Here is a 10398-nt window from a genome sequence, read left to right as displayed (position 1 = left end):
TTCCGTCATCCCGGCGAAAGCCGGGACCCATGGTGATCTTTTCAATGGGTCCCGGCTTTCGCCGGGATGACGGATTTCTTTTTGTGCTGGGGCGGTATGAGTCTGCTCTCGGCAAGCTAGTAAGCTTGGGCTTTCCACGGGAGTGCCGCCAGTCGCTGAGGCGGTATGAGTCTGCTCTCGGCAAGCTAGTAAGCTTGGGCTTTCCACCGGAGCATCGCACTCATGATCCTTTGTCCTGTTGCCATCGCGGTCGGTTGCCGCAAGTGCCCGGTGTTCGCGGTCTGTCCGGTCAAGTCGATCATCGGTGATGCGCCTCCTGCCGCCGTGCCCGTGCCTCCGAAGGCGGCTGCCGGCAAGAAGGCGCCAGTGAAAGCCGCCAAGGCTTCCAAAGCCGGGAACGCCAGCAAGCCGCATGGCAGCGGCCGGAAGTCCAAGACCCGGCACAAGATCCGACACTGAGCGCGCGCTGCGAGTACGAGGGCGGTGCCAACAACCCCTGCCATTCGGCCTGGGGTTTTTCCCCGGCGATGCCCTTATGCTGGGGCCTTTCCCGGGAGGTCGCATGATTACTCTGCATTACTCGCCCAGTACCGCCAGCCTGGTCGTGCACTGGCTGCTGATCGAACTCGGCGTGCCGCATGAACTGGCCAAGCTCGACTTCGACCGCAACGAACAAAAATCCCCCGAGTACCTGAAGATCAATCCTGCCGGTGTCGTGCCGACGTTGGTCGTCGACGGCCAGGTCATCACCGAGTCTGCCGCTATCGTGCTGCATCTGGCCGATAGCTATCCTGCTGCGGCGCTCGCACCCGCCATCGCCACTCCGGCGCGTGCCTCGTACTACCAGTGGATGTTTTTCATGGCCAATACGCTGCAGCCTGCGTATCGCGCCTGGTTCTATCCGACCGAGCCGGCCGGCGAAGCCAACATCGATGTGGCGAAGGAACAGGCGCGGCAACGTATCGAAGCGGCCTGGGCGCGCGTCGCGCAGCACATCGAAGCGAATGGCCCTTATATTCTTGGCGAAAAAATTTCCGCCGTCGATTTCATGATGACCATGCTGATGCGCTGGTCGCGCAACATGCCACGGCCCGCGCACAGCTGGCCGGCGCTGCAGGCGCATGCGCAACGCATGAAGGCGCGGCCTTCCTTCAAGGAAGTCTATGCCCGCGAAGGGCTGACGGATTGGACCTAGACGCATGACGCGCATGACCACGCAGATCCTGCTGGCGGGCGTCACCGGTCTGGTCGGTGGCGATGTGCTGCGGCAGCGGCTGGCCGATCGCGAATGGAACGGCCGCGTGCTGGCGCCGGTGCGACGGACGTTGCCGATCAGTGAGGCACGTGTCGCGGCGATTGTCGCTGCGCTTGCTGATCGCGCCGCCGATGGCGAACTGTATGCGCAGGTCAGCGATCGTCTCGCCGGCGCAGCGCTCGACGTCTACATCAGTTGCCTGGGCACGACGATCAAGACCGCGGGTTCGCGCGAAGCCTTCATCGCCGTCGACCGCGAACTGGTGCTGCGCCTGGCCAAGCTTTCCTTCGACCTCGGCGCGCGCCGCGCGATCCTGGTGTCGTCGGTCGGCGCCAGCCGGCAGTCGGGCAATTTCTATCTGCGCGTGAAAGGCGAGGTCGAGGACGCGCTCGCGGATATCGGTTTCGAGCGCCTCGACATCCTGCAACCCGGCCTGTTGCTGGGCGCGCGCAACGAACGGCGCCCCGGCGAAGCGGTGATGCAGGCGCTGGCGCCGGCGACCAACGTGTTGATGCTTGGCAACAAGCTGCGCCGCTACCGCGCCGTCGAAGCGCTGGATGTCGCCCGCGCCATTGTTGTGCTCAGCGAACGTAGCGAGCCCGGGAAATTCGTGCACGAGCACGATGCGATTCTCGCCTTGAGCGAAGAGCTGAAGGTGCCGGCTTCGGCGCGCTGAGGTTTTTGCTGGTCGAATATTCTGCGTCGCGCTGCGGAATTATTTCAGCAACGGTGCCAGCGCCACCCAGACATGGTCGCGCAGCTTTGGTTGCATCGCGGCAGTGGGATGCAGGTCGTCGTCCTGGAAATTGCCGCGGTCGCCGGCGACCGGTGCGAGCAGGAAGGGCAGCAGAGTCGTCTTGTACTGCTTCGAAAGCACCGCATAATTTTCTTCAAAGCCATGCGTGTATTCGGGACCGAAGTTCGGCGGCAGGCGCATGCCGATCAGCAGCACTTTGGCTTTCGACGATTGCGCAGCGCGGATCATCGTTTCGAGATTGCCGCGGGTCTGGACCAGCGACAGCCCGCGCAGACCATCGTTGGCGCCGAGTTCGATTACCACTATCGCCGGTTTGACCCGCGCGAGCTCGGCTTTGACGCGCGAAGCGCCGCCGGCGCTGGTTTCGCCGCTGATGCTGGCGTTGACCACGCGCCAGCCGGGATGGCTGGTCTTCATGCGCTCGGCGGTCAGCGTCACCCAGCCCTGGGCCATGCTCAGGCCATAGCCGGCCGACAGCGAATCGCCCATCACCAACACGGTTTTCGCGGCTGTGGCTGCGGGCGGCGCCGCCTGCACATGAGCCATCATGGACAGGAAGACGATCCCGGCCATGACGCCGCGTTGAACCAGGCCCGACCAGACTCCATGTACTGATTTCATACCCAAGGCTCCTGAGAACATGACCTCATCCATGGCGGCATCGCCCCCGCATTCAAGTGTCGGCGCCGGCGCGCTCACCGCCGCAGGTCTGGGCAAGCGGGTGCGCCTGCCCGATCACGAGCTCACCATCCTCGCCGATGTCAGTTTTACCATCCGTTCGGGCGAAGCCGTGGCGATTGTCGGCGCCTCGGGTTCTGGCAAGAGCACTTTACTGTCCCTGCTGGCTGGCCTGGACCTGCCCAGCACCGGCAGCGTGAGCCTGGACGACATCGTGCTCTCGGCGCTGGACGAAGACGGGCGCGCGCGCATTCGCGGCGAGAAAGTCGGCTTCGTGTTCCAGAGTTTCCAGTTGTTGCCGGCGCTGACCGCGATCGAGAACGTGATGCTGCCGCTGGAGTTGCGCGGCGATCGCGATGCGCAGGCTCCCGCGAAAAAAATCCTTGAGCGCGTCGGCCTTGGCGAGCGTCTCGAACACTATCCGCGACAACTTTCCGGCGGCGAACAGCAACGCGTGGCGCTGGCGCGCGCCTTCGTCACCGAGCCGGACCTGTTGTTCGCCGACGAGCCCACCGGCAACCTCGATACCGACACCGGCCGCGCGATCGTCGACCTGTTGTTCGAACTCAACGCCCAGCACGGCACGACGCTGGTGCTGGTCACGCATGACGAAAGACTCGCCGCGCGCTGCAGCCGCGTGCTGCGACTCGCGGCCGGCCGTCTGGTGAGCGCGTGAGGATTCCTGGCTTGGCCTGGCGGCAACTGCGCCGTGATCTTGCCGCAGGTGAAATCCGCATTCTGCTGGCGGCGTTGCTGCTCGCGGTGATGGCAGTATCGGCGGTCGGCTTTCTCACCGATCGCGCCGAACGCGGGTTGGCGATGGAGGCGAACCGTTTGCTCGGTGGCGATGCAGTGCTGCGCGCGGACGAGCCGCTGTCCGATAGCTGGCGAGCTGCTGCGGCCATTCCTGGTCTGCGCCAGACCGAGACGCGCGGATTCCCGAGCATGGTTCGCGTTGGCGAAGCCTTGAAGCTGGGCGATGTCCGTGCAATCGGTGCCGGGTTTCCGTTGCGCGGAAATTTTCATGTGCAGATGGCGGCGAATGCGCCGGAAATCATCGCGCACTCGATCCCCGCGCGCGGCAGCGTGTGGATGTCGCGTGCCGGCGCGCAGGCGTTGGCAGCGAAGATCGGCGATCCAGTGCACGTCGGCGCGTCGACACTGACATTGACGGCGCTGGTGACGCAGGAGCCGGACGCGGCGCTCGATGTTTTCAGCACTGGCCCGAAAGTGTTTCTCAATCTCGCCGATTTGCCCGCCACCGGGTTGGAGCAGGAAGGCAGCCGTATCACCTATCGATTGATCGTCGCCGGTGAGCCGTCGGCGGTGGAAAGCTTTCTCGCGACGGCGAAGCAGCATCTCGGTCGCGGCCAGCGTCTGGAAACCGTCGCCGATGCGCGCCCGGAAATTCGCTCGGCGCTGGATCGTGCCGGACGATTCCTCGGGCTTGCGGCGCTCGTTTCGGTCGTACTCGCTGCAGTAGCGGTCGCGATGGCGGCGCGTCGACACAGCGCGCGGCATCTGGCCGGCAGCGCGGTGATGCGTTGCCTGGGCGCGAGCCAGCGCACGCTGGTCGGCATCCATGTCGGTGAACTGCTGATGCTCGGCGTGATCGGCAGCGCTGTCGGCGTGCTCTGTGCGCTCGCGTTGCAATCGGTGGCGGGTGCCTGGCTGGCGCAGAGTCTTGGTTTGGCGATTCCGCCGGCGGGTTGGCGGCCGGCATTCGAGGGTTTCGCGGTCGGCCTGACGGTGTTGTTTACCTTCGGTGTACCACCGGTGTTGGCGCTGCGGCGTGTACCGGCCCTTCTGGTATTGCGCCGCGATCTCGATGTCGGCGAACCGAGCGCCTGGGTCGCGGGCGCGGTGGGTCTGGCCGGATTGGCGATGCTGTTGTGGTGGAAGGCTGGATCGCCGGCACTGGGCACGGCGATGCTGATCGGCATCCTGGTGACGCTCGCGGTGCTGGCGACGCTCGCGTTCGCGCTGATTGCATTGGTGCGGCGTCTGCGTTCGCGCCTGCACGGGCCGTGGCGTTACGGGTTGGCCAATGTCAGCCGCCGCGCCGGCGCCAGTGTCGCGCAGATTTCTTCGCTGGGCCTGGGCCTGATGGTGTTGCTGCTGCTGACCTTCGTGCGCACCGATCTGTTGTCGCGCTGGCAGCAGGCGCTGCCAGCGGATGCACCGAATCGCTTTCTGGTGAACGTGCAGCCCGAGCAGGTCGCGCCGATCACAGACGCGCTGAAGAAGTTGGGCGTGGCTTCGCCGACGCTGTATCCGATGATTCGCGGGCGCCTGATCGAAGTCGATGGCAAGCCTGCCAGCGGCGCCGACTACACCGATGACGATCGCGCCAAACGCCTCGCCGAACGCGAATTCAATCTTTCCTTCGCGAAGACCCTGCGCGCCGACAACGAAGTCACCGCCGGAAAATTCTGGTCGGCAGGCGGTAGCGCGACACCGGAAATATCGGTGGAACAGGAATTGGCGACGACGCTGCACTGGAGGCTCGGCGAGCGCGTCGCCTTCGATATCGCCGGGCAGCGCTACGAGGCGAAGATCACCAGCCTGCGCAAGGTCGATTGGCAGAGCTTCCAGCCGAATTTTTTCGTGATCGGCTCGCCGGGTTCGCTGGATGGCTATCCGGCCAGTTATATCGGTGCGGTGCATGCGTCGAGTACGCAGACAGGTTTCACCAATACCCTGGTCGAGCGATTTCCGAATCTGACCGTGGTCGACATCGATGCGGTGATCGCACAGATCCGCAGCACGGTCGATCAGGTGTCGCTGGTGGTGGAAGCGGTGTTTTATTTCTCACTCGTCGCCGGGATTCTGGTGCTTCTGGCATCGGTGAGCGCGTCGCAGGACGAGCGCCTGCTCGAAGGTGCGGTGATGCGCGTGCTTGGTGGCAGCCGCCGGCAATTGCTGCTGGCGCAGGCCTCGGAATTCGCGGCGATCGGACTGCTATCCGGCGTCACGGCGGCGATCGCGGCGATGGCGCTGGCTGGCGTGGTCGCGAAAAAGGTGTTCGATCTGCCCTGGTCGCCGGACTGGAAGATGCTGCTGATCGGCAGCGTGCTCGGCATGCTCGCGGCGATGGTCGCCGGCATGTTGGCGACGCGGCGCGTGTTGCGCGCGCCACCGTCGGTGACGTTGCGGGAGTTGCAGGAGTGATTCGACAGGCGTGTCTTTTTCGCTGATGAAGCTGTGCCGGCAACTCAATTCCAGAGCAGCGCGATCGCAAATATCCCCAGCATCGCGAATGCCAGCGCGAGCTTGAGCGCGGTGCCGATCGCCAATCCCAGCCAGGTGGCGAAGCCGACTTTCGAGGCTTCGCGCCAGGCTTTGCCGGCTATCAACTCGCCGATGACTGCGCCGAGAAACGGGCCGAGAAGAATGCCGGGAATGCCGAAAAACAAACCGACCAGGGTACCGATGGCGGCACCGAACAAGGCCAGCTTCGAGGCGCCGGCGCGCTTGGCGCCGAACAGCGAGGCGAAGATGTCGACAGCCAGGGCGATGACGGTCAGCAGCCCCAGCAGGAGCAGGGTCCAGAAGCCGATCTTGCTGAAATCATCGGTCCAGGCCGCCAGCAACATGCCCGCGAACATCACCGGCAGGCCGGGCAGAGCCGGCAGGATGATGCCGGCCAAGCCGATCACGATCAGCAGGCCGGAAATCAGGTAAAGCAGGAAATGGCTGTCCATCGTCTCAGGTTGGTCTCAACGCCGGCGGGGTCTACTTGGCTAGGTTACCGGGCGGATGCTTTCCCGTGCAGAAAAAAACGGCCCGCCGAAGCGGGCCGTTTCCTTGATCGCGAGGCGCGGCGATCAGTTCTGGTGCGGGTTGTTCTCGCCGAAGTATTCGTGGGTGTCGGCGTTGCGCAGCGCATCGGTCGGGTTGGTCAGGGCGAGGTTCTTCGCGCCGGCCTGGCCGTAGACCACATCGTCGGTATTGGCGACGATGTCGAAATGGCTGGTCTCGTGGATGATCGTGCCGGCGCGGGAATCGGTGCCGGTGTTCGGGGCCGCCCAGAACGCGCCACAGACGTAGATGCGGTACGGCTGGTTTGGATAGACGTAGGCGTAGGTGTTCTTGGTCGTGCAGCTGCAGTTGAAGGTCATCTGCTTGGTGTCGAGCGTAGTGTCGATCGCTGTGAAATGCTGCTTGGCGGTGCCGTAGCGGCCGCTGGTGTACGCGCCGAACCAGGTGAGGTAGCGCGCGCCGACGGTGCCGATGTTGAGGTAGTTCTTGGCATCCTCGGAATAAACGCGGGCCGAATTCAGCGCGGTGACGAGCTGGGTCTGGCGGGTCGCCGAGCACGATTCGTAACAGGTGCCGCCGGTGCAGGTGGCTGCCGGGGCCGGTTTGGCCTGGATCGAAGCATTGCCGGCCTTGAGGCTGTTGACCACGCTGGCGCCATCCACCCACAGACGCAGCGGTGCCGATTCAATGGTCGCCAAGCCGCCGTTGTTGCGCGCGATGGCGATGCCACGGGCGGTGCTGGCGTTTTGCAGGTAGGACTTGAAGCGCACGTCGTATTCGCCGGTCTTCGACAGGTCGTAGGCGGTAGCCAGATCAGCCTTCACGACCTTGGTTTCGCCCGGCTGCAGGATGACCATGTCTTCGTCGAGCGGCGCGCCACGCTTGACCATCGCGCCGGTGTATTCGACGCGCTCGCCGCCGCGGTAGATTTCAAAGACGTCGGAATTGATCTGGCCTGAGGGCAGCTGCCAGTAGGGGATGCGCAGGGTTTCGCTGCTGGTGTTGGTGATCTTGAACTCGACCGTGCCCAGAAACGGCTGGCGGCCGCTGTTGTCGGCGAACATGCCTATGCGCACCGGGTTTTCCAGAACGCCAGGTCCGCGTTCAATGCCCTGGCGTGCGGCGAACGCGGTACCCGCGACAGCGACCAGTCCGGCGACGAGCAGGACATTCCGTGCAGTATTCGACATGCGTTTCCCCTCAAATGATGGAAGTGGCAAAAGTCCGGAACCCGGTCCGGATGCCCGACCATAGCGAAGTGTGATCGCCTTCGCACGTTGCGTTGCCACAGAGGGCGGGTCGTGACCAGCCTCGACCGGCAGTGACCACAGGGTAGGGTCAGCCCGGGTGCGGATTCACCCCGGATGATGGCCACCTGTTGGCAGATCTGGGGTTCGCTGCAGGTATTCTGGGTGCTTCTGTCGCCCGCCGTTGTCCGCGTCCGGGACGTCGCGATTTTTCGGAGATGCAATGGATCTGCCGACACACGCCGACGATGGCCATCGCTGGTTGACCCGCCTGTGGCTGACGCCATCGACGCCACTGGCCCTGCTCTGGCTTCCGGCACTGGGGGTTCCTGCGCGGAAATACGAAGCCTGGGCGCAGTCGTTGGCGGCGCGCGGCGTCACCGTCGCGGTACACGAGTGGCGCGGCAACGACAGCAGTTCGCTGCGGCCATCGCGGCGCGACGATTGGGGCTATCGGCAATTGCTGCACTCGGATATTCCCGCAAGTCTTGCGGCGGCGAAGCTGGCAGCGCCGGAGCGGCGCTGGCTGGTCGGCGGTCATAGTCTCGGTGGTCAACTCGCGGTGCTGGCGGCAGCGTTGCAACCGCAGGATTTCATCGGCTTGCTGCTAGTCGCCACGGGTGTTCCGCATGCACGGACGTTCACCGGGAAATATCACATCGGCATCAACGTTTTCGCGCGATTGATCCCGCCGCTCACGCGATTGTTCGGCTATTTTCCCGGCGATCGACTGGACTGGGCAGGACGCGAAGCGGCGACCTTGATGCGGCAATGGGCCGGCACGGTCCGGCGCGGCGACTATCACGAGGTTGGGTTGGCGGGCGATATCGAAATAGCGATGAAGCGGTTGCGGCAGCCCGCGTTAGGCATCCGCTTCAGCGACGACTGGCTGGCGCCGGCGGCCTCACTGGCGGCCCTGTTCGACAAACTCGGTGCGGGCGCGCACAGCAACGAGTTATTCGATGACGAGCGTCTTGGCGAACGCGCAGATCATTTCCGTTGGATGAAGCGGCCGGAAGCGATTGCGCAAACGGTTTTCGACTGGGCGACGACTCAGTTCTTGTAGTCGCGGTGGCAGCTGTCGCAGGCCTTGTCGATCTTGGACAGCGCAGCTTCGGCGGCAGCACAACTCGCCGGGGGCGTCATCAGGGCGCCGTCGGCGGCGGCGCGCAGATCGCCGGCATAGCGGCTGAATTGCTGGTCGCCCTGCATGGCTTCGAAGGCAGGCTCGATGTCGTTGGCGACGAAGCGCAGCGTCTGCAGGCGCGGCACCATGTCGGTCGGCGCGCAGCGGTTCTGCTTGATGCTCAGGTCCAACGCTTTTTTCTGCGCGCCGATCACGGTCATGACGCCATCCTGATAGGAAGTGCCGCGATTCAACGCATTCACCAGGATAAGGGCGCCGACCGCGCCGACGACGAGGGCGATCAGGGCGAGAATCAATGAACGCATGCGCAGGACTCCGGAAATATCCGCGCCGAAGATAACATGGCGCTTCCGTCGTCCGGAATTGCGGCCTGGATTGTTGCTTGAGGTGGCCGCGATGCACTCAGTGGCATCGCGGCCGTTTTGCCTAGCGGAGCAGGACCACGCGGTTGCCGGTCACGCGCACCGGCGAGCCCTGGCGAAGTTCGGGCGAGATGGTGTTCTGGTTGATCACGACCAATCGGCCGTCTTCCATGCGCACGGTGATGTTGTAGGTCTGCTCGTTGCGCTTGTTCTCGATCGCATTGCCGGCGATCGCGCCGCCGACCACGCCGGCGACTGTCGCGGCTTTCTTGCCGTCGCCCTTGCCAACCTGGTTGCCGACCACGCCACCGACGATGCCGCCGAGCACGGCGCCGGTGCGGGTGTTCTGGCGTGCGCCATAAACGGTTTCGATCGCCTCGACGCGACCGCAATCCAGGCAGCGCACCGCCATCGGTGGCGCGGATGGTGCCGAAGCACGGCCGTAGCCGGGCGAGGGTTGCGAGGCGCAGGCGGCCAGCGTGGCGCCGACAACGGCGAAGGCGAGAAGACGGAATTTCATGGATGTTCTCCGGCGAATAAGTGCAGCGACCCTAACAGAGGCGGCTGAACAAACACCGACCCGTGCCCGCGATGCTCACCCGGCCATTACAATTGCCGGATGGAATCCTCAATGCAAGAACGCTTCGCCGGCGTCGATCGGCTTTATGGGCTGGGCAGTGTGGCGCGGCTTTCGCGCAAGCATGTCTGCGTGGTCGGGTTGGGTGGTGTCGGCTCTTGGGCGGTCGAGGCGCTGGCGCGCAGCGGAATCGGCGCGTTGACCCTGATCGATGCCGATGATGTCTGCGTGTCCAACACCAATCGGCAGTTGCATGCACTCGATGGACATTATGGTCGCGGCAAGGCCGAGGTGCTGGCCGAGCGTTGCCGTGCGATCAATCCGGCGATACGCGTCGAAGTCATCGCCAGTTTCCTCACACCGTCGAACCTGGGCGAATTGCTCGATCGCGGCTACGACCTCGTGGTCGATGCCTGCGACAGTTTCCGCAGCAAGGTCGAGCTGATCGCCTGGTGTCGGCGACGCAAGCTGCCGCTGGTGGTGTCCGGTTCCGCGGGCGGCCGCACCGATGCAACCCAGGTGCGGGTCCGTGATCTTTCCCGCACCGAACACGACGCATTGCTGGCGCTGGTGCGCAAGAAATTGCGTAGCGAATTCAACTTTCCGAAGAACA

General features: G+C 64.3%; 12 protein-coding genes. 7 read left to right on the top strand and 5 right to left on the bottom strand.

The annotated features are described in order from the left end of the window. Window positions 1-222: 222 nt before the first annotated feature. The 3 genes from VKM35_RS04335 to VKM35_RS04325 all read left to right on the top strand — a co-directional run bounded on the left by VKM35_RS04335 (window position 223) and on the right by VKM35_RS04325 (window position 1931). Window positions 223-459: a hypothetical protein gene (locus VKM35_RS04335; protein ID WP_324318733.1), complete on the top strand. Its 237-nt coding sequence runs from the start codon at window positions 223-225 to the stop codon at window positions 457-459. A gap of 103 nt (window positions 460-562) precedes the next feature. Then, window positions 563-1195 carry a glutathione S-transferase family protein gene (locus VKM35_RS04330; protein WP_324318731.1) on the top strand — a complete coding sequence of 211 codons (633 nt, stop codon included), beginning with the start codon at window positions 563-565 and terminating at the stop codon, window positions 1193-1195. Between the two features lie 13 nt (window positions 1196-1208). Next, window positions 1209-1931, top strand: a complete 723-nt coding sequence (locus VKM35_RS04325) for an oxidoreductase (RefSeq protein WP_324318729.1) — start codon at window positions 1209-1211, stop codon at window positions 1929-1931. 39 nt (window positions 1932-1970) lie between these two features. Here the strand turns inward: VKM35_RS04325 and VKM35_RS04320 are convergent, their stop codons facing one another. Beyond that, window positions 1971-2633 carry an arylesterase gene (locus VKM35_RS04320; protein WP_324318727.1) on the bottom strand — a complete coding sequence of 221 codons (663 nt, stop codon included), beginning with the start codon at window positions 2631-2633 and terminating at the stop codon, window positions 1971-1973. A gap of 19 nt (window positions 2634-2652) precedes the next feature. On the opposite strand from VKM35_RS04320, the gene VKM35_RS04315 reads away from it, so the two are divergent. Then, window positions 2653-3366: an ABC transporter ATP-binding protein gene (locus VKM35_RS04315; protein ID WP_414636553.1), complete on the top strand. Its 714-nt coding sequence runs from the start codon at window positions 2653-2655 to the stop codon at window positions 3364-3366. Further along, complete coding sequence (locus tag VKM35_RS04310; protein ID WP_324318725.1) at window positions 3363-5861, top strand: ABC transporter permease; 2499 nt, start codon at window positions 3363-3365, stop codon at window positions 5859-5861. The genes VKM35_RS04315 and VKM35_RS04310 overlap by 4 nt, the downstream gene beginning before the upstream one ends. A gap of 44 nt (window positions 5862-5905) precedes the next feature. Here the strand turns inward: VKM35_RS04310 and VKM35_RS04305 are convergent, their stop codons facing one another. Both VKM35_RS04305 and VKM35_RS04300 read right to left on the bottom strand, forming a co-directional pair. Next, entirely contained in the window at window positions 5906-6394 is a 489-nt protein-coding gene (locus tag VKM35_RS04305) for a DUF456 domain-containing protein (RefSeq protein ID WP_324318722.1), read from the bottom strand. A 123-nt stretch (window positions 6395-6517) separates the two neighbouring features. Beyond that, window positions 6518-7642: a M35 family metallo-endopeptidase gene (locus VKM35_RS04300; protein WP_324318720.1), complete on the bottom strand. Its 1125-nt coding sequence runs from the start codon at window positions 7640-7642 to the stop codon at window positions 6518-6520. 280 nt (window positions 7643-7922) lie between these two features. Here VKM35_RS04300 and VKM35_RS04295 point away from each other — a divergent pair, with 280 nt between their 5' ends. Next, window positions 7923-8765 carry an alpha/beta fold hydrolase gene (locus tag VKM35_RS04295; RefSeq protein ID WP_324318718.1) on the top strand — a complete coding sequence of 281 codons (843 nt, stop codon included), beginning with the start codon at window positions 7923-7925 and terminating at the stop codon, window positions 8763-8765. Here VKM35_RS04295 and VKM35_RS04290 read toward each other — a convergent pair. Both VKM35_RS04290 and VKM35_RS04285 read right to left on the bottom strand, forming a co-directional pair. Beyond that, complete coding sequence (locus VKM35_RS04290; protein WP_324318716.1) at window positions 8753-9151, bottom strand: hypothetical protein; 399 nt, start codon at window positions 9149-9151, stop codon at window positions 8753-8755. The two genes, VKM35_RS04295 and VKM35_RS04290, sit on opposite strands and share 13 nt — an antisense overlap. A gap of 121 nt (window positions 9152-9272) precedes the next feature. Continuing rightward, on the bottom strand, window positions 9273-9728 hold the full coding sequence (locus tag VKM35_RS04285) for a glycine zipper 2TM domain-containing protein (RefSeq protein ID WP_324318714.1): 456 nt from the start codon (window positions 9726-9728) through the stop codon (window positions 9273-9275). Window positions 9729-9839: 111 nt separating this feature from the next. Here VKM35_RS04285 and VKM35_RS04280 point away from each other — a divergent pair. Further along, window positions 9840-10398 (top strand): tRNA threonylcarbamoyladenosine dehydratase (locus tag VKM35_RS04280; RefSeq protein WP_414636552.1); only part of this gene is annotated, 559 nt, incomplete at its 3' end.

This window comes from Arenimonas sp. (assembly GCF_035312645.1).
In the GTDB taxonomy this organism is placed as follows: domain Bacteria; phylum Pseudomonadota; class Gammaproteobacteria; order Xanthomonadales; family Xanthomonadaceae; genus Arenimonas.
This window is presented reverse-complemented; position numbering and strand designations above follow the sequence as displayed.